At 73.5% G+C, this 21101-nt stretch carries 25 protein-coding genes; 11 read left to right on the top strand and 14 right to left on the bottom strand.

The annotated features are described in order from the left end of the window. The first annotated feature begins 29 nt into the window (after positions 1-29). From lnt to DFJ69_RS32000, 3 genes are all read left to right on the top strand, one after another. On the top strand, positions 30-1691 hold the full coding sequence (gene lnt, locus DFJ69_RS32010) for an apolipoprotein N-acyltransferase (protein WP_116026019.1): 1662 nt from the start codon (positions 30-32) through the stop codon (positions 1689-1691). A 4-nt stretch (positions 1692-1695) separates the two neighbouring features. Further along, positions 1696-2442, top strand: coding sequence for a polyprenol monophosphomannose synthase (locus tag DFJ69_RS32005; RefSeq protein WP_116026018.1), 747 nt, complete (start codon positions 1696-1698; stop codon positions 2440-2442). Positions 2443-2534: 92 nt separating this feature from the next. Next, positions 2535-3083, top strand: coding sequence for an FxsA family protein (locus DFJ69_RS32000; RefSeq protein ID WP_116026017.1), 549 nt, complete (start codon positions 2535-2537; stop codon positions 3081-3083). A 231-nt stretch (positions 3084-3314) separates the two neighbouring features. Here DFJ69_RS32000 and DFJ69_RS31995 read toward each other — a convergent pair whose 3' ends face one another. Then, a complete protein-coding gene (locus tag DFJ69_RS31995) occupies positions 3315-3737 on the bottom strand; it encodes a hypothetical protein (protein ID WP_116026016.1) in 423 nt (140 codons plus the stop codon). A 95-nt stretch (positions 3738-3832) separates the two neighbouring features. On the opposite strand from DFJ69_RS31995, the gene DFJ69_RS31990 reads away from it, so the two are divergent. The 3 genes from DFJ69_RS31990 (at position 3833) to DFJ69_RS31980 (ending at position 6452) form a co-directional block, all read left to right on the top strand. Next, on the top strand, positions 3833-4315 hold the full coding sequence (locus tag DFJ69_RS31990; protein WP_116026015.1) for a MarR family winged helix-turn-helix transcriptional regulator: 483 nt from the start codon (positions 3833-3835) through the stop codon (positions 4313-4315). 619 nt (positions 4316-4934) lie between these two features. Continuing rightward, positions 4935-5720: a DUF1963 domain-containing protein gene (locus DFJ69_RS31985; RefSeq protein ID WP_211328889.1), complete on the top strand. Its 786-nt coding sequence runs from the start codon at positions 4935-4937 to the stop codon at positions 5718-5720. 519 nt (positions 5721-6239) lie between these two features. Beyond that, positions 6240-6452, top strand: coding sequence for a hypothetical protein (locus DFJ69_RS31980; protein WP_116026013.1), 213 nt, complete (start codon positions 6240-6242; stop codon positions 6450-6452). Positions 6453-6563: 111 nt separating this feature from the next. On the opposite strand, the gene DFJ69_RS31975 is transcribed toward DFJ69_RS31980, so the two are convergent. After that, positions 6564-7091 (bottom strand): TetR/AcrR family transcriptional regulator, encoded by a 528-nt coding sequence (locus DFJ69_RS31975; RefSeq protein ID WP_116026012.1) that lies wholly within the window; start codon positions 7089-7091, stop codon positions 6564-6566. Between the two features lie 213 nt (positions 7092-7304). Here DFJ69_RS31975 and DFJ69_RS31970 point away from each other — a divergent pair, with 213 nt between their 5' ends. Then, positions 7305-8255, top strand: coding sequence for an alpha/beta hydrolase family protein (locus DFJ69_RS31970; protein WP_116027048.1), 951 nt, complete (start codon positions 7305-7307; stop codon positions 8253-8255). Positions 8256-8461: 206 nt separating this feature from the next. Here DFJ69_RS31970 and DFJ69_RS31965 read toward each other — a convergent pair whose 3' ends face one another. The 3 genes from DFJ69_RS31965 to DFJ69_RS31955 all read right to left on the bottom strand — a co-directional run bounded on the left by DFJ69_RS31965 (position 8462) and on the right by DFJ69_RS31955 (position 10232). Further along, entirely contained in the window at positions 8462-8806 is a 345-nt protein-coding gene (locus DFJ69_RS31965) for an RNA polymerase-binding protein RbpA (RefSeq protein ID WP_116026011.1), read from the bottom strand. A gap of 164 nt (positions 8807-8970) precedes the next feature. Then, a complete protein-coding gene (locus DFJ69_RS31960; protein ID WP_116026010.1) occupies positions 8971-9597 on the bottom strand; it encodes an ATP-dependent Clp protease proteolytic subunit in 627 nt (208 codons plus the stop codon). Then, entirely contained in the window at positions 9594-10232 is a 639-nt protein-coding gene (locus DFJ69_RS31955) for a ClpP family protease (protein ID WP_116026009.1), read from the bottom strand. The genes DFJ69_RS31960 and DFJ69_RS31955 overlap by 4 nt, the downstream gene beginning before the upstream one ends. 86 nt (positions 10233-10318) lie before the next feature. On the opposite strand from DFJ69_RS31955, the gene DFJ69_RS31950 reads away from it, so the two are divergent. Next, entirely contained in the window at positions 10319-10624 is a 306-nt protein-coding gene (locus DFJ69_RS31950; protein WP_116026008.1) for a type II toxin-antitoxin system Phd/YefM family antitoxin, read from the top strand. A gap of 293 nt (positions 10625-10917) precedes the next feature. On the opposite strand, the gene DFJ69_RS31940 is transcribed toward DFJ69_RS31950, so the two are convergent. The 7 genes from DFJ69_RS31940 to DFJ69_RS35980 all read right to left on the bottom strand — a co-directional run bounded on the left by DFJ69_RS31940 (position 10918) and on the right by DFJ69_RS35980 (position 17112). Further along, complete coding sequence (locus DFJ69_RS31940; RefSeq protein ID WP_116026006.1) at positions 10918-11727, bottom strand: glycerophosphodiester phosphodiesterase family protein; 810 nt, start codon at positions 11725-11727, stop codon at positions 10918-10920. A gap of 58 nt (positions 11728-11785) precedes the next feature. Continuing rightward, a complete protein-coding gene (locus DFJ69_RS31935; RefSeq protein ID WP_116026005.1) occupies positions 11786-12361 on the bottom strand; it encodes a TrmH family RNA methyltransferase in 576 nt (191 codons plus the stop codon). Continuing rightward, on the bottom strand, positions 12358-13032 hold the full coding sequence (locus DFJ69_RS31930; RefSeq protein ID WP_116026004.1) for a class I SAM-dependent methyltransferase: 675 nt from the start codon (positions 13030-13032) through the stop codon (positions 12358-12360). The genes DFJ69_RS31935 and DFJ69_RS31930 overlap by 4 nt, the downstream gene beginning before the upstream one ends. Before the next feature lie 47 nt (positions 13033-13079). Next, complete coding sequence (locus DFJ69_RS31925) at positions 13080-14027, bottom strand: VWA domain-containing protein (protein ID WP_116026003.1); 948 nt, start codon at positions 14025-14027, stop codon at positions 13080-13082. Continuing rightward, on the bottom strand, positions 14024-15034 hold the full coding sequence (locus DFJ69_RS31920) for a DUF58 domain-containing protein (RefSeq protein WP_116026002.1): 1011 nt from the start codon (positions 15032-15034) through the stop codon (positions 14024-14026). The genes DFJ69_RS31925 and DFJ69_RS31920 overlap by 4 nt, the downstream gene beginning before the upstream one ends. A gap of 29 nt (positions 15035-15063) precedes the next feature. Next, positions 15064-16074 (bottom strand): AAA family ATPase, encoded by a 1011-nt coding sequence (locus DFJ69_RS31915; RefSeq protein WP_116026001.1) that lies wholly within the window; start codon positions 16072-16074, stop codon positions 15064-15066. Between the two features lie 699 nt (positions 16075-16773). Further along, entirely contained in the window at positions 16774-17112 is a 339-nt protein-coding gene (locus DFJ69_RS35980) for a hypothetical protein (protein ID WP_245974656.1), read from the bottom strand. A gap of 65 nt (positions 17113-17177) precedes the next feature. Here DFJ69_RS35980 and DFJ69_RS31910 point away from each other — a divergent pair, with 65 nt between their 5' ends. The 3 genes from DFJ69_RS31910 to DFJ69_RS31900 all read left to right on the top strand — a co-directional run bounded on the left by DFJ69_RS31910 (position 17178) and on the right by DFJ69_RS31900 (position 20022). Beyond that, positions 17178-17678, top strand: a complete 501-nt coding sequence (locus DFJ69_RS31910; RefSeq protein WP_245974655.1) for a LysE family translocator — start codon at positions 17178-17180, stop codon at positions 17676-17678. Positions 17679-17966: 288 nt separating this feature from the next. Next, the gene (locus tag DFJ69_RS31905) at positions 17967-18473 is read left to right on the top strand and encodes a hypothetical protein (RefSeq protein ID WP_170177889.1); all 507 of its coding nucleotides are present in this window, start codon (positions 17967-17969) and stop codon (positions 18471-18473) included. 151 nt (positions 18474-18624) lie between these two features. Then, positions 18625-20022 carry a hypothetical protein gene (locus DFJ69_RS31900; RefSeq protein ID WP_147312539.1) on the top strand — a complete coding sequence of 466 codons (1398 nt, stop codon included), beginning with the start codon at positions 18625-18627 and terminating at the stop codon, positions 20020-20022. Between the two features lie 92 nt (positions 20023-20114). On the opposite strand, the gene DFJ69_RS31895 is transcribed toward DFJ69_RS31900, so the two are convergent. Further along, the gene (locus DFJ69_RS31895; RefSeq protein WP_116025998.1) at positions 20115-20780 is read right to left on the bottom strand and encodes a response regulator; all 666 of its coding nucleotides are present in this window, start codon (positions 20778-20780) and stop codon (positions 20115-20117) included. After that, entirely contained in the window at positions 20777-21085 is a 309-nt protein-coding gene (locus tag DFJ69_RS33985; RefSeq protein WP_147312538.1) for a hypothetical protein, read from the bottom strand. The genes DFJ69_RS31895 and DFJ69_RS33985 overlap by 4 nt, the downstream gene beginning before the upstream one ends. Between the last annotated feature and the right edge of the window lie 16 nt (positions 21086-21101).

Below are 21101 nucleotides of genomic sequence, written 5' to 3'. Positions count from 1 at the left end.
CCGGTCGGCAGCCCTCTCAAAGGAGCGACGTGGCCCAGGACACCGTGCCGGAACGGCACTCCGCCGACCCCCCGCCCCGGGGCGCGGGCCGGGACCGGCCGGACCGGCGGGACCGTCCGGGCCGATTCGCCCGGCTGCGCCGCGGCGGCCGCGCCGGATGGCCCCGCACCCTGACCGCGATCGCCGCCGGGCTCCTGATGTGGCCGGCGTTCCCCCCGTACGACCTGTGGCCGCTGGCGCCCGTCGGCGTCGCCCTCCTCACGATCGCGCTGCACGGGCTGCCGGGCCGTGCCGCGACCTGGCCCGCGTTCTGGGCGGGCGCGGCGTTCTTCCTGCCCGCCCTGTCGGGCATCGTGAAGATCGGCCCCGACGCGTGGCTGCTGCTCGGCCTGGTGCAGGCCGCCTACTTCGCCCCCATGGGGGCCGGCATCGCGCTGGTCACCCGGCTGCGGGGCTGGCCCGTGTGGACGGCGGCGCTGTGGGTGGCGCAGGAGTTCGTCCGCGGACGCGCCCCGTTCGGCGGGTTCCCGTGGGCGCGGCTGGTCTTCAGCCAGACCGACGCCCCGTTCACCCCGTACGCGGCGGTCGGCGGCGCGCCGCTGGTGACGTTCCTGACCGCGCTGACCGGAGGGCTGATCGCCTACGCGGTGCTGCGCGGGCCGCTGCCGAGGGCCCTGGCCGGGCGCCTGCCCGCCGTCGAGCGCCGCGGCCCCCGCGCCGCCGCCGCGGCGGTCGCCGGGGTGCTGCTGGTGGGCGCCGTCGGCCTGCTGGTGCCGCTGCCGACCGAGGGACGCCCGATCAACGTCGCCGTCGTCCAGGGGAACGTGCCCCGGCTCGGCCTGGACTTCAATGGCCAGCGCCGCGCCGTCCTGGAGAACCACGTCCGCCGCACCCACGAACTCGCCGCCCGGTACCCGCCCGGCTCGCCGGGCCGCCCCGAGCTGGTGATCTGGCCGGAGAACTCCTCCGACCTGGACCCCTACACCGAGCCCGAGGCGCGGGAGCTGATCGACGGCGCGGTCCGGGCCGTGGGCGTGCCGGTGCTGGTCGGCGCGGTCGTCGACGCCGCCGACGGCGAGCACGTGGAGAACCGGGGGATCGTGTGGGACCCCCGCACCGGCCCCGGCGACCACTACGTCAAGCGGCATCCCGTCCCGTTCGGGGAGTACCTGCCGTTCCGGTCCGTCCTCACCAAGCTGATCACCCGGTTCGAGCGGATCCCCCGCGACTTCGCCAAGGGCGAGCGGCCGGGGATGCTGAAACTGGGCCCGGCCGTGATCGGCGACGTGATCTGCTTCGAGGTCGCCTACGACGGTGTGGTCCGCGACGTCGCCGACGCCGAACTGCTCGTCGTGCAGACCAACAACGCCACCTACGGCCGCACGAGCCTGCCGCCCCAGCAGGTGGCCATGTCCCGGCTGCGGGCCGTCGAGCACGGCCGCAGCGTCCTGGTCGCGGCCACCAGCGGCATCAGCGCGATCGTGGCGCCGGACGGCCGTATGATCGACCGGTCCGCCGAGTTCGTACCCGACGTCCAGGTGGCCGCCGTACCGGCCCGCACCACGCCCACCCTCGCCGACCGGATGGGATCCGCGCCCGAAGGGGCACTGACCCTGCTGGGCCTGGCCGCCGCGGCGGCCGCGGCGCGCACCGCCCGGACCCGAACCGCCCGCACGAGCGAAGGAGCGTAGTTCCATGCAGGTCCCGCAAGGTCTCGGCCGGGTGCTGGTGACCATCCCGACGTACAACGAGCGGGACAACCTGGAACGCGTCGTGGGCCGGGTCCTGGAGGCGGTGCCCCGGGTCGACGTGCTCGTGATCGACGACTCCAGCCCCGACGGCACGGGCGACCTCGCCGACACGCTCGCCGCCGCCGACGACCGGGTCAAGGTGCTGCACCGCGCCGGCAAGGAGGGCCTGGGCGCCGCCTACATCGCCGGGTTCCGCTGGGCCCTGGAACGCGGCTACGACGTGCTGGTCGAGATGGACGCCGACGGCTCCCACCAGCCCGAGGAGCTGCCGGCGCTGCTGGGCGCGCTCGGCGACGCGGACGTGGTCATCGGCGCCCGGTGGGTGCCCGGCGGCCGGATCGTGAACTGGCCCCGCTCCCGCGAGGTCCTGTCGCGGGGCGCCAACACCTACGCGCGGATGATGCTCGGCTTCCCCCTGCACGACGCCACCGGCGGCTACCGCGCGTACCGGGCCACGGCGCTGGAGAAGATCGGGCTGGACGGCGTGGACTCACGGGGCTACTGCTTCCAGATCGACCTGGCGTGGCGGGCCGTGAAGGCGGACCTGCGGGTCGCGGAGGTCCCGATCACCTTCATCGAACGCGAGCACGGCAACAGCAAGATGAGCCGCGACATCATGGCCGAGGCCATGTGGAAGCTCACCCGCTGGGGTCTGGCGGCCCGGGTCGAGCAGATCCGCGGCCGCCGCTGACCCGCCCCTCGCCGCGCGGGCGGTGCGGAACGTTCGGCGGGGTCACGGCGTTGATCTGAGGGAAACGACCTGCCGTCCGCGAGGCTGGTGTGATGCTCCCGCTGCTGATGTTCCTCACCTTTCTGCTGATGCCCGTCCTGGAGATCTACGTGATCATCCAGGTGGGCGCGCTCATCGGCGGCTGGCAGACCGCCGCGCTCCTGCTGGCCGAGAGCCTGCTGGGCGCCTGGATCGTCCGCCGGGAGGGCCGCCGCGCCTGGCGCACCCTGCGGGAGACGTTCGGCCGCGGCGGGATGCCCGACCGCGAACTCGCCGACGCCGCCCTCGTCCTGGCCGGCGGCGTGCTGCTGCTCACCCCGGGCTTCGTCACCGACGTCGTCGGCTTCGCGTTCGTGCTCCCGTTCACCCGCCCCCTCGTACGCCGCGCCCTGACCCGCTACGCCGCCCGCCGCGTCCGCGTCGCCGAACACCGGCTCGCCGAACAGGGCCTGTCCGGCATGTTCCCGCCGGGCATGGACTTCGGCGCGGCCTCCGCCTTCGGCGCCGGCACCGCCCCGACCGGCGGCCCCCCGAAGGCGGGCGCCGCGAACGGCTCCGTCATCCGCGGCGAGGTCGTCCGCGAGGACCGCCCCGAGACCTGACCCCGGCGCACCACCGGGGGCGCCCCCGCGAGCCGAGTCCCGGCGTCCGTGGTCGGTCGCGGGGCCTGCTGGTTCCCTGATGTCCCCCGAATGGGTGTGGTCGTGAACCTGGCTCCATCTCCTCGGGGTGCTCAGGTGACGTGTGACCGTACCCTTTTGAGCGGGGCTGCGGCGGGTCGAACCGATGGCCGGACACTGAGCAGAGGCGGCGCCCTTGGGGCGGAGGAAGGCTCACGAGCCTCCGCGCGTCGCCAGGGCCGGGGCGGCCGACCGGACGTGCCGTACGGCGACCACGACCAGGACCGCCATCGTCACGACGTCGAACAGCACCCCGCCCGCGGCGTCACGCCAGCCGGACTCCGGCAGGGAGAACATCAGCGCCACGAACGTCGACTTGGTGACGATGGCCGCCCCCGCCGCGGCGGGCCGCAGCGCCGGCCGCAGCGCCGCCCACACCAAGGCCGCCCCCAGCGCCCCCTGCAGCACTCCGCGGTGCTTGAGCAGCGCCGACAGCATCGGGTCGGCCGGGTCGTCGACGCCGTACGAGACGTCCAGCATGCCGGGCCAGACGATCGCGAGCGCGGGGGTGGCGGTGATGATCCCGAGAGCGATCAGGACCGTCCTGGTCACGATCTCGCCCGTGGAGGGTCTCATCGGCGATGCTCCTATCTTCAGCGATACTGATGATCAGTAGTACTGACGATCCGCTGAGGTGACAGGTTCCCGACGCATCGCCTAGATTGACGGCCATGCGCCCACCCATCGATCGCCCCGGCGGCATCGACGGCCAACCCGGCTACCTCCTGGTCAAGCTCGGCGGCGCGGTGGGCGCCCGCTTCGAACAGGCGCTGACCCCCCTGGGGCTGAAGGCCCGACACGTGCGCGTCCTGGAATCCCTGCGGGACGACACCCGATCCCAGCGCGAACTCGGCCTGCACACCGGCATGGACCGCACGACCATGGTGTCCGTCATCGACGACCTGGAACGCCTCGGCCACGTACGCCGCGAACGCAGCCCCACCGACCGCCGCAAACACGTCGTCACCGTCACCGACGAGGGCCGCACCGCGTTCGCCGAGGCGATGACCCTCCTCGCCGACGCCCAGGCCGCCTTCTTCGCCCCCCTGTCCGCGAACGAGCAGGCCCAACTCCTCCACCTGATGTCCCGCCTGTTCTCACCCGACCTCACGACCTGCGACCCCGCACCCACCACCCCCCGTCGACCCACCTGACCACCCCCACCCGCCTTCCGTCGCGGCCCGCAGAAAAACGACCCGCCACCGCGACGCGCCCCCATCAGCCCGACGTCACGGCCGGGTCGCGCCGGGACCCCGCCCTGAAGGAGCTGCGCGCCGGGTTCCGCGCGGCCCCGACCACGTGGGGGCGCCTTCGCCCGGCCCCAAGGGAGACCGGAACGGTATAGCGGCTCCGGTCCTGTACGGGTTTCAGACCCCCGGCCTGAACGGCGCGCGCCGTTCAGGCGCTGATTGGGGCGTCTCGTCCGCCGGTGGCGCGGGACCAGACGTGGTGATCATCGGCGAGAGGGGGACGAGAGTGGGACAGAAGTTGACCGCTCAGCGCCCCTGGCGGCGGCGTCCCGGCGGTCTCCGGATCGTCGGCATCACCGACGCCGCCGGGGGCGGTGCCCCGGGAGGCCCACCGCTCGGGTCCGTGCGACCAGCCCCAAAATTTCGGGGCTGTGATCGTGTGTGTTGGGGTATCGGCGTGGGTTGTTGAGCGCGGAGATGTTGGCTGTGGATGCGCGGAGTTGTTGTCACTGCCGTTGAGCGCCGAAGTGTTGCTCTACCCAGGCGCGCAGCAGGCCGAGGCCGCCGCCCTAGGCTCCTTGCCGTGACCGACACCGAAACCATTGACGAGACACCGGCGGCGAGGGCCGCTCGCTTCCGGGTGGAGGCCGCCGCGCGGGGAATTCCGGACGCCGAGGTGGAGGCGTACATAGGCGCCGCTCGCCCGGCCGTCTACCTCGCACCGGACGGCCCCGGCCCGGTCGTGGCGCTGACCGGCGGGAACCCGCCGCTGCCGGAGGGTGCCGGCGCATCGGCGGCCGCGTTCGTCGCGGCCGTCGACTGCGCGGCCCTACCGCCGGGGGCGACGGATCTACCGCTGCCCACCGAGGGCCGGCTGTTGTTCTTCGCCGACCCGGATCCGGGCAGCGGGGCGGTGGTCGCCGACGCCGTGCGGTATGTCCCGGCCGCAACGCCGTTGGCCGAGCGTCCGGTCGACCCGGACGACGGCCTGGGCGCCTACCGCCGGACGCGGCTGGACTTCTGCTTCCACCAGTGGTCGTGGCCGTGGCGCGAGGAGGACGACGACGAGGAGTCACAGCGGGCGGCTGAGCTGGAGTCCGCCTGGTCGCACGTGGTCGGCTGGCGCCCTCACTGGCGCTTCCAGCTCGGCGGCGAGCCGGTCCTGTTCAACTGGGACCCGGTCGAGGCGGCCCGCGACGCGGTGCCGCAGCCCATCTCGGACGGCGACGAGTGGACGCTGCTGGCCACCTGGCGCGGGGAAGACGACTGCCAGGAGTTGGAGGCGGGCCTGTTCCACTGGGTGATTCGCCGCGCTGACCTGGCCGCCCTCCGCCTCGACCGGGTGTACGTGTACGTCGACGCCTTCTGACGGCCATGGCATCGGCCTCTGCGAGCGCGGGCGAGCCGCCGGTGGGCTCATGCGCCCGCCGCGTCGGTCAGGACCTCACCCATGGGGAAGGTGGCCGCGGCCGTGCTAAAGACGTTCGAGCGTGAGGAGCTGCTCGGACGACGCAGGTGCTGGTGCGCGGCGGTCTGCGGCAACAGCGTGCTCCAGGCGGCGGAAGCCGACCTCCTGCCAGACCGTTCGCGATTCCGCTTCAGAGACGGATCTTGTTGGGGTGCGGCCGGAGTACGCCGGAAACGCACCGCGTCGCCCGGAGCCGCAGGTCGGGCAGGCCGGGAAACCGGGGGTTCGGCACCGGGACCATGATCGGACCTGGGGGCCGGATTGCTACCCGAACCAGCGCAAGGGCGATGACCCGGGCTGATGTGCTGACAGGCACCGGACGGAATCAGCGGCCTACCGCCAAGAAATCCGGCCCGCGAGGAGGATCGGACCGGATTTCTTGGCGGTAGGCCGCTGGCCGACGACGAGATCTGACCCGCGTTGGGGAACAGAGGGTGGCGACGTGGGAGCCGTGAGCGAGTCACCGGACTCGGCTGCGGCGACCATGAGGATCTGCTGCGCCGGACCCGCCGGATCCACCGTGAGCTGGAGCGGTACGACGGGATCACTGGGCGGCAACTCCAGGAGGAGTGGGAGACCGTCGAAGCCGCGGTCCATGTGGCGCTGGACTCCACCGATGACGCGTCCGGCTGAGCGGTCGGACGGGCCGCGCCGGACGCCGCGCGCCAGGTCCGGGCGCGGTGGATCCCCGATGTGGACGGCCTTCCGTGGCCGTGCCCGGCGCGTTCGTTCAACGCGTGTTCATCAGGGCCGCAGCCCGTGAAGGAGCAGTTCGATCAGCCTTCGGGGATCGTAGCGGGGGTCGCTGTCGCGTCCGATGCAGAGGTTGCCGATGCCGCGCATGAGTTCGTAGGGCTGTATGCCGGGCCTGATCTCGCCGGCGGCGACGGCGGCGTCGAGCAGTTCGGCACAGACGGGCATCAGCCGGTCGAGGAAGTGGGTGTGCAGTGTGGCGAAACGGTCGCTGTCGGACTGGAGGGCGTCGGCGAGTCCGTGCTTGGTGACCAGGAAGTCGGTGAAGAGGTCGACCCACCGGCGTAGCGCGTCGAACGGGGAGGCGGCATCGGCCAGCAGCTTCGGGCCGGCGGTGACACAGGCCTCGATCTGATGGTGGTAGACGGCGGTGACCAGCTCCGCCCGGGTGGGGAAGTGGCGGTAGAGCGTCCCCAGCCCGACACCCGCCCGGGCGGCGATCCGGCGGATCGGCGCGTCGATCCCCGAGGTCACGAACACCTCCGCGGCGGCGTCGAGCAGCGACTGCCGGTTGCGCATGGCGTCTGCTCGCCTGCTGCGGGCGGACGCTCCTTTGTCCGGGCCTGCTGGGGGCACCACGTTCTCCTCGCGACGACCATTTGACGAAACGGATCGCTGATCCGTATGTTAAGTGGAACAACGATCCGCTTTCAGGTTAGCCGACTGCGGGCGCTCCGCCATCCCCGCCGCCGGACGCGGACGGCGGCGGGGTCATCGAAAGGCATGCTCCTCATGGCCTACACAGCCGACACCCTCCACTCGCCCACCGCTGTCCTTTCGATCAGCCCGGTGGTCCTGCCGGCCCCCGGCCGCGCCGTGGACCTCCAGGTGCGCATCTCCGCGCCGGTGACCGGCGACGAGCTGCCGATCATCCTCCTCTCGCACGGTCTCGGCTTCTCCACCAACCTCTCCTCGCTGAACGGCTACGCCCCGCTCGCGAACTTCTGGGCCGCACGTGGCTTCGTCGTGATCCAGCCCACCCACCTGGACTCCAGGACGCTGAGCCTGGGGCCCGCCACGCCCGGGACCGGAGCGCACTGGCGCACCAGGGCCGAGGACATGACGCGCGTCCTGGACCGGCTCGACGTGATCGAGGACGCCGTCCCGCAGCTCACCGGCCGCCTCGACCGGAGCCGGGTCGCCGTCGCCGGGCACTCCATGGGCGGGCACACCGCGAGCCTGCTGCTCGGCGCCCGGCTCACCGATCCCCACGACGGAACGACGGTGAACCTGGCCGATCCCCGCATCAAAGCCGGCGTCCTGCTCGCCGCGCCCGGCCGGGGCGGCGACGCCCTCACCGAGTTCACCGTCGAGAACTACCCCTTCTTCCTGACCACCGACTTCTCCACGATGACGACGCCCGCGCTCGTGGTCGCCGGAGACAAGGACGACTCCGCCTTCCTGACGGTCAGCGGCCCGGACTGGCACACCGACCCCTACGTCCTGTCCCCGGGCCCCAAGTCCCTGCTCACCCTGTTCGACGCGGAGCACGGGCTCGGAGGGGTCTCCGGATACGACGTCGCCGAAACCACGGACGAGAACCCCGAGCGGGTCGCCGCCCTCGCCACGCTCGCCTGGGCCTACCTGCGCAGCGCGCTCTACCCCGGGGACCCCGCCTGGCAGGCGGCCCGCGACACGGTGACGACCGGCCCCGACCCCTTCGGACGGATCGAATCCAAGTAGGTCCATACAGGCCGGCCTACCGCCAAGATCCGGTCCGATGGCATGGTGGGGCCGGCGCGGAGCGGTGGGACGGGACGGGCGTGGTGTCGCCGTAAGGGATCGGCCGTGCGGTGTCCGCCGGGGGAGCGGTGACGGGGGGGTGAAAGGCTCCGGGCCCGTGCCGCTTTGGTGCGGTACGGGCCCGGAGATCAGGTCGGTCGACGGTGTTATGCGGTCTTCTTGCGCTGAGCCCGTAGGATCGCCAGGCGCTCGGCGAGGACCTCCTCGAGGTCCTCGATCGTGCGCCGCTCCATGAGCATGTCCCAGTGCGTGCGGGGCGCCTTGCCCTGCTTGGGCTGGGGGAGTTCCCCGTCCACCCGCAGGGCGTTGGCGCCGCAGCTTCGGCATTCCCAGGTCATCGGCACCTCGGCCTCAGCGGCGAGCGTCACGGTGAACCGGTGACCCTTGGAGCAGGTGTAGTCCACCTCTTGCCGTGGGGCCAGATCGGTGTTGCGATCGTTCTCGTAGCTGGTAGCTCCGAGTCGGGTGCCGCGAAGTGCGCGCTCGGCCATCGTGCGTTGCCTCCCAGACGGCTAGCGGTCTTATGTCGACCAACGCTGGATACCGTCACAAGATTCCCCCCCGGGGGCCCCTCCAACCCTGTGGGTTTGCGCCCGCCGCCGGAGAGGCGTCGTGGGCCCCGCAGGGCGCGCGGTTCCGGGGACGCGCCCAGCGTTCACCCGCCGGGCCGGCGGCGGGCGGTGAGGACCTCGTCCACCAGCCCGTACTCCCTGGCCTCGGCGGCGGTGAGGAAGCGGTTCCGTTCGATGTCGGCGCGGACCCGCTCGGGGTCCCGGCCGGTGTGCCGGGCGATGATCTCCTCCATCGCGGCGCGCGCCCGCAGCGCCTCCCGCGCCTGGATCTCCAGGTCGTCGGCGCTGCCGCGGGTGCCCTGGACGGCGGGTTGGTGGAGCAGGATCCGCGCGTGGCCCAGGGCGGCGCGCCGTCCGGCGGTCCCGGCGGCCAGCAGGACCGCTGCGGCGGAGGCCGCCTGCCCGATGCAGGTGGTCTCCACCTCGGCGCGGATGTACCGCATCGTGTCGTAGATCGCCGTCATGGCGGTCAGGGAGCCGCCGGGGGAGTTGATGTACAGCGCGATGGGCCGGTCGGGGTCCCTGTTCTCCAGCGCCAGCAGTTGCGAGATCACGTCGTTGGCGGCGGTGTCGTCGATCGGGGTGCCCAGCAGGACGATGCGGTCTGCGAACAGCCTGCCGTACGGGTCGGTCTCCGTGACCCCGTACGCGGTCCGTTCGACGAACGAGGGCGGCGGGGGGCGGACCTCGCCGCGCGGGCCGGGCGTCATGAGCCCACCCTGTCGGTGGTGTCGATGACGTGGTCGACGAGGCCGTACTCGCGGGCCTGCTCGGCGGTGAACCAGCGGTCCCGGTCGGCGTCGGCCTCGATCTGCTCCACCGTCCGGCCGGTGTGCAGGGCGCAGAGCGCGGCCAGGGTCCGCTTGAGGTACAGCGACTGCTCGGCCTGGATCCTGATGTCGGAGGCGGTGCCGCCGATGCCGCCGTGCGGCTGGTGCATCATGACGCGGGCGTGCCGCAGCACGTGCCGCTTGCCGGGCGCCCCCGCGGACAGCAGGGTCTGCCCCATCGACGCGGCCAGTCCGAGCGCGACGGTCGCGACGTCGTTGGGCAGGTACTGCATGATGTCGTAGATCGCCATCCCGGCGTCGACGACCCCGCCGGGGGAGTTGATGTACAGGGTGATGTCGCGTTGGACGTCCTGGGCGCCCAGCAGCAGCAGTTGGGCGCAGACGCGGTTGGCGAGCGCGTCGTCGATCTCCGAGCCGATGATCACGATCCGCCGGTCCAGGAGCCGCTGGAACACGTGCTCCTGCGCCGGCTGGGGGATCTCGGTCGCGCGGGCGCGGGGCGCGTGGGTGTCGGGTCGCCGTCCGGCCGGGTCCTGGCCGTGCGTGGGGAACATGGGCTCTCCTTCATTCGAACTGTACAGACTGTACGTTTCAGTATGCCCGTCGGGGGCCGGGAGGGAACGGGCGGGTTCGCTATAGGATGAACGCCGTGGAGAAACCGGTGACGGAGGCGCGCGCACAGTTCGCCGATCTGGTCAACCGGGTCGCCTACACCGGTGAGCCCGTGGTGCTGACCCGACGCGGCCGGGTGATGGCCGCCCTGGTGTCGGCCGAGGACCTGGAGCTGCTGCAGCGACTGAAGTCCGGATCGCCGGCCCTCACCGACGCGGGCGCGCCCCCGACCGAACGCCAGGACCGTCCCGCCGACCGGCGGGCACCGGCCGCTCCGCTCCGCATCGCCGCCGAGCTGAGGCGCGACCGCCCTCCACCCGGGTTCAACCGCTGACACGTCCCCGCCCGACGGCGACGATGATCGTCCGTAGGATGGCACGGGCAAGAGACGCGACGATGGACATGAACCGGGCGTGAGAGTTCGCCGAGCCCAACATGTGGTCCACGTTCGTCGACATCTTCGCGCCGGGCTGCGCGTGCCGCGCGGACCCGCGAACGCGCGAACGCGCGAGGACGCCCACCACCTCTACGGACGCGCCACGATGGCCCGGGACCTCGGCGACCGCGAGCGGGCTGCGGGAGTTGCGGGACGCCTCCGTCGAGGGGACGTCCCGACGGGGCGCGGCCTCAGGCGGTGCTGTTCACGCGGGGTCGCCACAGGCCGCGGGCGTCCATCACGTCCCGCAGTGTCGGCAGGTCGTCGGTCATGATCCCGTCGACGCCGAGGTCCAGCAGCCGCTCCATCTCGGCGCGGTCGTTGACCGTCCAGGCGTGGACCTTCAGGCCGAGGTCGTGGGCCTGCTCGAGGAACGCCTCGGTGACGAACGGGACGCGGCCCAGACCGTAGGGGACCTGGGCGCACGCGATCCCGGTGGACGCCAGCCGTACGAGCTTGGCGGCGGGCCCGCCGTAGGAGCGGGCGCGCAGCGCCATCAGGCCCCGGGGGCCCAGCGCCGTGCACACGTCCTTGTCGGTGAACAGCGGCAGCCGGGCGCGCAGGGCGGCCAGGCGCCGCGTGGAGAACGAGGTGATGCACACCCGGTCCCAGGAGCGGGTGCGGTGCAGCGCGGCGGCCAGGGGGGCGATGGCGGGCGCGTCCTTGATGTCGATGTTGATGCGGACGTCGGGCCAGGTGCCGAGGACGTCCTCCAGCAGGGGGATGGGCTCGACGCCGCCGATGCGGGCGCGGGCGACGTGCGCGTAGGGGAGTCGGGCGATGGCGCCCTGCCGGTCGGTGACCCGGTCCAGGGTGCGGTCGTGGAAGGCGACGAGGACGCCGTCGGCGGTGGCGTGGACGTCGGTCTCCAGGTACCGGTACCCGAGGTCGACGGCGCGCTGGAAGGCGGGCAGCGAGTTCTCCAGCCCGCCGCGGGCGCCGCCGCGGTGGGCGAACGGGATGGGCCCGGGGTGATCGAGGAACGCGTACGTGGGCGGCACCCGAGCAAGTCTGACGGGTCGGCGGCGTCGACGCGATCTCGGCGCGCCGAGATCCACCTTACTTTGTCAAGGCGGTGGGCGGGTCGGTCCGCGCCCATTCCCGGCGTCGGGCCTCGGCGAGGGCGACGGCCGTGGCGACGGCGACGTTGAGGGAGCCGACGCGTCCGATCTGGGGGATGTAGGCGACGGCGTCGGCGGCGTCGAGCAGGGCGGGGGAGCAGCCGTGGTCCTCGCCGCCGACGGCCAGGCAGACGTCGCCGTCGAGGGGGGCCTCGTGGAGGGGGACGGCGTCGTGGGTGAGTTCGATGGCGACGACGCGGTATCCGTCGCGGCGGGCGGCGTCGACGGCGTCGGCGGGGGAGGGGATGTGCTCCCAGGGGACGAGGCGTTCGGTGCCGAGGGCGGTCTTGCCGACGCCGCGGTGGGTGGGGGAGGTGGCGTTGCCGGCGAGCCAGAAGTGGTCGACGCCGAACACGGCGGCCGAGCGGAGGATCGAGCCGATGTTGAACGGCTGGGTGACGGACTCGGCCAGGAGCGCCAGGCGGCCATCGGTGCGGCGGCGCCAGTCGCGGTTGAGGCGCTTGACGTCGGTGGGGCGGAGCTGTCGGCGCCGTTCCTCGTGGGGCGCGGTCATGGTGTCTCCTCCGGTGCGTCGTCGGAACGGCCCGTGCGGCCCCGTGGGGGCTCGGGGTCGCGTGGTGCGGGGGTGGTGCGGGCGGCGACCGCCAGGACGCGGTAGGAGGACCGTGAGGCGATCCGCTCGGTGGCGTGCCCCTGGCGTTCGAGCCAACGGTGCAGGGAGTCCGAGCCGAGGTGCTTCTGGACGACGAGGTGGGCGGTGGCGCCGGGGGACAGGCGGTCCAGCCAGGTGGTGAGGAGGTCGTGCAGGGCGGTCTTGCCGATGCGGATCGGGGGGTTGGACCACAGGGCGTCGAAGCGCAGCTCCGGGTCGACCTCCCCCGCCCGCAGGAACCTTACATTGTCAAGGCCGGCGGTTCGGGCGTTGCCCTTGGCGGTTTCCAGGGCTCGTTCGTTGACGTCCACGCCGAGAACCTTCGCCCGGGGCGATCGGCTCGCCATGGTGAGGGCGATGGGGCCGTACCCGCAGCCGAGGTCGAGGAGGTTGCCTTCGGGCGGGGGCGGGGGGACGGTCTCGAGGAGGATGCGGGTGCCGGGGTCGACGCGGTCGGGGGAGAACATGCCGCGGTCGGTGTCGAGCCGCAGATGCAGGTCGGGCAGCACGAGGTCGACGGTGCGTCGTCTGCTGCCGGTTTCGGGCCGTTCGGCGAAGTAGTGCTCCCCCACGTCGGGTGACCGTATCAGCGTCGCGGCCCCGTACGCGCACGCGCCGGTCAGGGGATGCGGGAGAACCAGTACAGGGACGCTCCGGCGGCGGCGAGGGCGAACAGCAGGGCGATGCCGGTGAAGCGGGCGGCGATGTCGCGGTGTTCGGTGCGCCAGCCGAGGGAGGTGCCGATGTTGGCGTACACCTCGGAGAGCTGGTCGCCGTCGGCGGCCTCGTAGGCCTTGCCGTCGGTGCCCTCGGCGAGGCTGCTGAGGGTGAGCTTGTTGACCTCGACGGGGGTGGTCTCGCCGTCGATCTCGACGGTGCCGTACTCGGTGCCGAACGCGATGGTGGAGACGGGGACGCGGACGGCGCGGGCGGCGTCGACGGCCTCGGGGACGGAGCGTCCGGTGGTGTTGTCGCCGTCGGACAGCAGGACGATGTGGGCGGGCGGGGGGTCCTGGCCGGCCTGGGCGTCGTAGGAGCGGATGGACCCCAGGCAGGTGAAGACGGCTTCGCCGATGGCGGTGCGTTTGGCGAGGACGAGCCCGTCGATGGAGTTCATCGCGGCGGTGCGGTCGCCGGTGGGGGAGGCGACGACGCTGGCGTTGCCGGCGAATCCGACGACGCCGACGTTGAAGCGGGCGGGCAGGTCGGCGATGAACTTCTTGGCGGCGGTCTTGGCGGCCTCGAAGCGGTTGGGGGCGACGTCGCGGGCCATCATCGACAGGGAGACGTCGATGGCGACCATGACGGTGGCGCGGTCGCGGGGGATCTTGACGGCGGTGGCGGGTCGGGCGTAGCCGATGCACATGAGGGTGAGCATGGCCAGGAAGAGGCCGGCGGCGACGTGGCGGCGCCAGCCGGGTCGGCGGGGGGCGACCTGGGCGAGCAGCGCGAGGTTGGTGAAGCGGACGGTGTAGCGGCGGCGGCGGAGCTGCAGCAGGACGTAGACGGCGATGAGCAGCGGGATGAGCGCGAGCATCCCCAGGCGGCCGGGTGACAGGAAGGTCATGGGCGGGCCCTCCCGGCGGTGGCGGGGCGTGCGGTGGGGGCGCCGCGGCCGGCGACGCGGCGTTGGCGGAGGGCGAAGCGGGCGATGTCGGCGATCCAGTCGCGGTCGGTGCGGAGTTGGAGGTGGGGGACGCCGCAGCGGCGCAGGGCGGCGTGGTTGGCGGCGCGGTGGGCGGCGGCGGCCTCGGCGTAGGCGGCAGCGACCTTGGGGGTGAGGGCGATCTCGTGGTCGGCGCCGGTCTCGGGGTCGGTCATGTGGACGAGGCCGATGTCGGGGAGGTCGAGTTCGCGGGGGTCGATGATCTCGATGGCGAGGACGTGGTGGCGGGTGGCCAGGCGGCGGAGGGCGGGTTCCCAGGGGGGTGGGGCGTCGGGTGCGGGGGGGAGGTCGAGGAAGTCGGAGATGACGACGCGGAGGCCGCGTCGGGTCTGGCCGCGGGCGAGGGAGGTGATGCCTTCGCTGAGGCGGGTGGGGCCGGTGGTGTCGGGGGGTGGTGCGTCGTTGGGGTGGATGGGGGTGTCGAGGACGGTTTGGAGGAGGGTGTAGAGGGCGTGTTTGCCGGTGCGGGCGGGGTGGCGGTGGAGGTGGTCGTGGTGGAGGAGGTAGGCGCCGACGCGGTCGCCGAGGCGGACGGTGAGGAAGCCGACGGCGGCGAGGGCGGCGACGGCGAGGTCGCGTTTGGGGAGGGCGGCGGTGCCGTAGTCCATGCTCGGGGTGAGGTCGACCAGGGCCCAGGTCTCGAGTTCGTGGTCGGCGATGAGGTCGCGGACGTGGGGGGTGGTGGTGCGTGCGGTGACGGCCCAGTCGATGTGGCGGACGTCGTCTTCGCCGGGCTGGTAGAGGCGGGCCTCGGCGAGTTCGGTGCCGGGGCCGGGGATGAGGCCGAGGTGTTCGCCGTGGAGGAGGCCGTCGAGGCGTCGGGTGATGTCGAGTTGGAGGCGGCGCAGGGTGCGTTCGGGGGCCAGGCGGGTGAGCCGGTCGGTGCGGGGCCTGCGTTCGGTGGTCATGGAGGGTCCTTTTCCCCTGGTCGCGGGTGTCAGGCGTGGGCGGCCTGGTCGTGGTTCCACACGACGCGGGGTGGGGGGACGGCGGCGAGGATCTGGTCGATGATCTCGCCGGGGTCGACGCCGTCGGCGAGGGCGTCGAAGGTGAGGACGATGCGGTGGGCCATGACGTCGCGGGCGACGGCGCGGACGTCGTCGGGGAGGACGAAGTCGCGGCCGGACAGCAGGGCGAGGGCGCGGGCGGCGGCGGCGAGGCCGAGGGTGGCGCGGGGGCTGGCGCCGATGTCGATGAGGGGGTGCAGGTCGGGGAGGCGGTAGTCGGCGGGGGCGCGGGTGGCCATGACGAGGCGGACGATGTAGTCGGCGACGAGTTCGTGGAGGGAGATGTCGGCGGCGGCGCGTTGGAGTGCGGTGAGTTGGTCGGGGTCGAGGATGCGGGTGGCCTCGGGGGGGTCGACGCTCATGCGTTGGAGGATTTGGAGTTCGTCGTGGGCGCCGGGGTGGTGGACGTCGACCTTCATGAGGAAGCGGTCGCGTTGGGCTTCGGGGAGGGGGTAGACGCCTTCGGATTCGATGGGGTTCTGGGTGGCGATGACGAGGAAGGGCTGGGGGAGGGGGAAGGTGCGTCCGGCGAGGGAGACCTGGCGTTCGGCCATGACCTCCAGGAGGGCGGATTGGACCTTGGCGGGGGCGCGGTTGATCTCGTCGGCGAGGACGAAGTTGACGAAGACGGGGCCGAGTTCGACGTCGAACTGTTCGGTGGAGGGGTGGTAGATGCGGGTGCCGACGATGTCGGAGGGGACGAGGTCGGGGGTGAACTGGAGGCGGGCGAAGGTGCCTCCGACGACTTGGGCGAGGGTGCCGACGGCGAGGGTCTTGGCGACGCCGGGGACGCCTTCGAGGAGGCAGTGTCCTTTGGCGAGGAGGGCGACGACCATGCGTTCGACCATGTGCTCCTGGCCGACGATGACCTTCTTGACCTCGGCGACGGTTTGTTGGAGCAGGCCCGCGGCCTGGTCGATGTCGTGGGCGGCCACGGTCATGTTCTCGGGACCTCGTTGTCGTCGTGTGGACGGTCGCGTTCCGACCCTATGTGATCTCTCCTACCCATCTGGACCCGGCGTGTGCGGATCTTGGTGTGTCGTGGGTGGTGGGGCGGGGTCGGGGGGTTGTTAGTGTGGCGGCATGTCGAGGCCGTTGCCGTCGGGGGATCCGTTGTGGTTGGGGCCGTTCCGGTTGTCGGCGCGGTTGGCGGAGTCGGCGGCGGGGATCGTGTTCTTGGGGGAGGACGCGGAGGGTCGGCAGGCGACGGTGGCGGTGTTGACGCGGGGTGCGGCGGCGGACGCGGCGGCGCGGGATCGGTTCCGGGCGGCGATCTTGGAGGCGGTGCCGGGGTCGGGTGTGGTGGTGGGGGGTGCGCCGGTGGTGGCGGCGCAGCCGGAGGGGCCTGCTCCGTGGGTGGCGGTGCGGTACGAGGCGGGGGTGTCGGGGGCGGAGCGGTTCTTGGAGCCGGTGTCGTTGTCGGGTGGGTCCGGGGGTGTGTTGCGGCGGTTGCGGCGGGGGCCGTGGTTCGTGCCGTACTGGTCGGGTGCGGGTGGGTCGGTGGTTCCGGCGGCGGGTGCGGCGGGGTCGTCGGGTGCGGTGGCGGCGCGGGGGCCTGAGCGTGGTCTGGCGACGGCGGTGTTGGCGTTGGCGGCGATGCTGGGCGTGTTGGCGTTGTTGATGGTGGTGTTGTTCGCGTGTCAGCCGCGGGTGGGTGCGCCGCCGGTGGATCCGCCGGCGGATTCGTTCTCGTCGCCGTCGGCGCCGCGGCCGTCTCCGTCGCCGAGTTCGGGGTCGCCGGGTCCGTCTCCGACGCCGTCGCCGGGGCCTCCGTCGCCGCGTCCGGGTGAGGGCGGGGATCTGTAGCGCCGCGTGGGGTTCGGTGGGGCCCGGTCGTGGTCCGGTTCCGTCGTGTTTTCGTGATTGCGGCGGGTGTGCGGGGGCTGTGACGATGGGTCGGTGATGGAGTCGTTGGTGGCGTTCTCGGGTGCGGCGTTGTTGATCTCGATGGCGCCGGGGCCGAGCACCGTGGTGATCATGCGTGAGTTGATGGTGTCGGGGCGTCGTGCGGGGGCGGCGGCGTTGGGTCGGCAATGAGGTCGGGGTGTTGGGGTGGGGGGTGGCGGCGGCGCTGGGGTTGTCGGCGTTGCTGGTGGCGTCGCAGGTGGCGTACGACGTTCTGCGGTTGGCGGGTGCGGCGGTGTTGGTGTGGTTCGGGGTGCGGGCGTTGTGGGAGGCGCGGCGTGGTCGCGGCGGCGCGGGGGACACGGCCGGTGGTGTGGGTGATGTCGCTGGGGCGGCGGGTTCGCGGGGGCGGAGTTTCCGGGCGGGGTTGGTGACGGCGGCGGCGAATCCGAAGGCGGGGGTGTTCGCGGTGTCGTTCCTGCCGCAGTTCGTACCGGAGGGGGCGCCGGTGCCGGCGACGCTGTTGGTGCTGTCGGTGGTGTGGGTGTTGGTCGACATGGTGTGGTACTTGGGCGTGGTGTGGCTGGTGGGGGCGGCGCGGGCGTGGTCGGGCCGTTCGGGGGTGCGGCGCCGGTTGGAGCAGGTGTCGGGTGTGGTGTTGGTGGGTCTCGGGGTGCGGTTGGCGGCCGAGTCCCGCTGACGGCGTCGTCGGCCGGGGTCGGGTCGGCGGTGGTGTGGGCGGCTGAGGTGGAGGTTCCGGGTGCGGTGCCCGCTGTGCGGTTCGGATGCGCTGGGTGCGTGGGACGCGGCGGGTGGCCGGTGCGGGCGTTGCGGGGCGTGGGTGGACGCGACGGCGGTGGATCCGTCCGCCGGCGGCCCGGGTGAGGCGATCCCCGGGGTGCCGGCGGGGGAGACGCGGGAGGACGCGCCTTCGGCCGGGGGCGGGTGGCCCGCGGCGGAGCGGCTTCCGTGGCCGGAGCCGCCGGCGGTGGCACGGCGTCGCGGGCGGCCGGCGGGGCGTCGGGTCAGCGGCTACGTGGGGTGGGTGCTGGCGGCGTGGCTGGTGTCCGGCGCGGTGGGCGCGGGGATCGTGCTGTGGCCGGGCGGCGACGGTGACGGCGGTGATCCGGGGCGGGCGGCGGCGTCTCCGGAGGGGCCGGGCGTCTCGCGGGGGCCCGCGGGGTCGGGGCCTGCGACGCGGGAGCGGTACTGGGTGGACACGTTCGCGGCGGCCGAGGGGTACCGGGAGCCGGACACGGCGGGGTCTCCGGTGGGGTCGTTGCGGCGGGGCACCCATTACGTGTTCTGCAAGCGTCGCGGTGCGCGGGTGGAGCGCGGCGATCAGTTCAATCACTGGTGGCTGTTGACGGACCTGGACGAGGTGTACGGCGGTGGGGGGCCGCGGGCGTGGGTGTCGGCGTTGTACCTGGCGCATTGGGGCGATGACGAGGCCAAGGACAACGACGGGCGGGACATCCCGGTGTGCCCGTCGTGACCGGTGGGGCGGCGCGGGTTCGGTCGGAACGACGGGAATCCCGCCCTTAGTTGCCGTAGGTAGTTACCGAGTGACATATTGTCGCGGTGGTGATGTGCCGGGGCCGCGGCGGCGCGGTCGCGTGCGGTGGCCCGGTGGTCGGGGAGTCGTGGTGCGTGAGGCGTTGTTCCGTGCCGCCCAGCGGGGTTCGTGGGCGGGCAGCGACGAGGAACTGGTGGGCGGGCGGCAGTCGGAGGCGTTGACCCGCCGGGTGTGGGGGCGGTCGTGGCGTCCGGTGCCGGGGCCGGTCCGGCGGCGGTGTCCGGTGCCGGGCGGGGTGGTGGTCTGGCCGTATCCCCGGGGGTCGTCGGCGACCGTCGACCGGGCCAACTGCGCCGACCTGTTCGTGCGTTCGCGGCCGGGCTGTCGGGTGATGACGGAGGAGACGTTCCGCGACGACAAGCTCGACGGGGCGGCGGACGGGGACCGGGTGGTGCTGTTCTGCCCGTGGGACGTGCTGGTGCCGCGGATGCGGTGCCGCGACGGCGGGCGGCTGCTGGTCGACGACCGTCCGGTGGCGGCGGTGGCGGGCGAGGCGATGGCCGGCGTGCTGGCCCGCGCGGGCGTGCTGGGCTGCGGGGCGCGGCGGGGGGCGCGGGCGCTGCGGGTGCCGGGGATCGACGGCGGCGACACCCGGTTCGTGAACGGTACGGGGATCGTGCTGGTCAAGGCGGCGCAGCCGGTGCTGTTCGAGGGGGCGCGCGCGGACCTGGCGGAGCTGGGGGCGGCGCCGACGCCGTTCCGGGTGGCGTGGGACCGCGGTGAGGTGCTGGCGGCGGCGGACGCGTTCTTCGGGCGCGGCGACGGGGTGGTGCTGCGGCCGGCGGTGTCGTCGCACGGCGCGGGGGTGATGTTCGCCGGCCCGGACGGTCCCGGCGGGGGCCGGCCCGCGGTGGAGGCGGCGTTGGAGGCGATGCGGGCGGCGGTGCCGGCGCAGGCGGATCCGTTCCCGGTGACGGTGTCGACGTTCGTGGAGTCGCGGAAGGTCGACGGGCGGGTGTGCGACGTGCGGATGTTCGTCGTCGGCGGCCCCGCCGCCCCGCCCGACACCCCCGACCCGTGCGCCCCGACCGCCGGGGCCGGCGGCCGGGGCGGGTGGGGGCTGCGGAGCCTGCCGGGACCGGTGCGGCCGGCGGCGGCGCCGTTCGCGGACCGGGACCGCCTGGACGCCGCGACGTGCCTGACGTGCGCGGGTCCGGGCGAGGGACGGATGGCGCTCACCGACCCGGGGGTGCGGGGCGAGCTCGGGCTGGACGAGGCGGCGGTCGAGCGGCTGGGCCGCGCCGCGACGCTGCTGTGGGCGCGGGCGCTGGCCGAGCAGCGGGCGCTCACCGGGGCCCGACCGCCGTTCGCGTACGGGTCGGTGGACTTCCTCATCGACGTCGACGGCCGCGCGGTGCCCGTCGCGATGAACGGCGCGGGCGCCGGCGGTCACGCCGGCGTCCACCCGCTGTTCGGTGACGCGTTCGCGCACGGGATGAGCGCCGCGCTCCGCACCGTCGGCCTGTGACCGGCCCCGCAGACGGCGGGCCGTGAACCGGGATACGGGTGACCGCGTCCCGATCGGCCGCCCCCACGTTCTCGTGGGGGCGGCCTGCAGGGTCAGGTGAGCCAGCCGGGGCGGACCATGCCGGACTCGTAGGCGATGACGACGAGTTGGGCGCGGTCGCGGGCGCCGAGCTTGGTCAGGACGCGGCTGACGTGGGTCTTGGCGGTGGCGTGGCTGACGACGAGGCGGGCGGCGATCTCCTCGTTGGACAGGCCCGCCGCGACCAGCTCCATCACCTCGCGTTCGCGGTCGGTGAGGGCGTCGAGCTCGGCCGCCGGGGGCGGCGCGGCGATCCGGGCGGCCATCTCGGCGATCAGCCGCCGTGTCACCGACGGCGCCAGCAGCGCGTCCCCGCGGGCCGCGACGCGGACGCCGTGGACGAGGTCGGCGGGTTCGGTGTCCTTGAGCAGGAACCCGCTGGCGCCGGCCCGGATCGCCCCGTACACGTAGTCGTCGAGTTCGAACGTCGTCAGGATGACGACCCTGGCGGCCGTCATGCGCGGGTCGGACACGATCCGCTGGGTGGCCTCGAGCCCGTCCATGACCGGCATCCGCACGTCCATGAGGACGACGTCGGGTCGGTGCCGGGCGGTGAGGTCGACGGCGGCGGCGCCGTCCCCGGCCTCGGCGACGACGTCGATGTCGTCCTCGCCCTCCAGGATGGACCGGAACCCGGCCCGCACCAGGGTCTGGTCGTCGGCCAACAGGACCCGGATCACGCGCCGCCCCCACCGACGGAACGCGGCCCGCGCGGGGACGTCGACACCCGGCACCGGCCGGCCGGGACGAGGGACCCGCGTCCGCCGACCTCGTCCCGGGCCGCCGGGGCCGCGTCCTCCCGGGCGACGGGCGCTGCGGCGAGCCCGTCCGCGCCGGTGAACATCCTTCGAGTCCCTCGAACCGTCCGGGTCGCGTCGGGGCCCGGCGGCCGGAGGGCGGCGCGCGGCACCCCGGGCGGCGGCCCGGCGGTCCCGGCGGCCCGGACCCGGGACGGCCGCCGCATCCACCGGCGTGCACGGTTCACGCCCCCACCGTAGCGG

Origin of the sequence: Thermomonospora umbrina (genome assembly GCF_003386555.1) — a bacterium.
GTDB lineage: Bacteria > Actinomycetota > Actinomycetes > Streptosporangiales > Streptosporangiaceae > Thermomonospora > Thermomonospora umbrina.
Note: the sequence above shows the minus strand (reverse complement) of the source record. Positions and strands in the feature narration are given on the sequence as shown.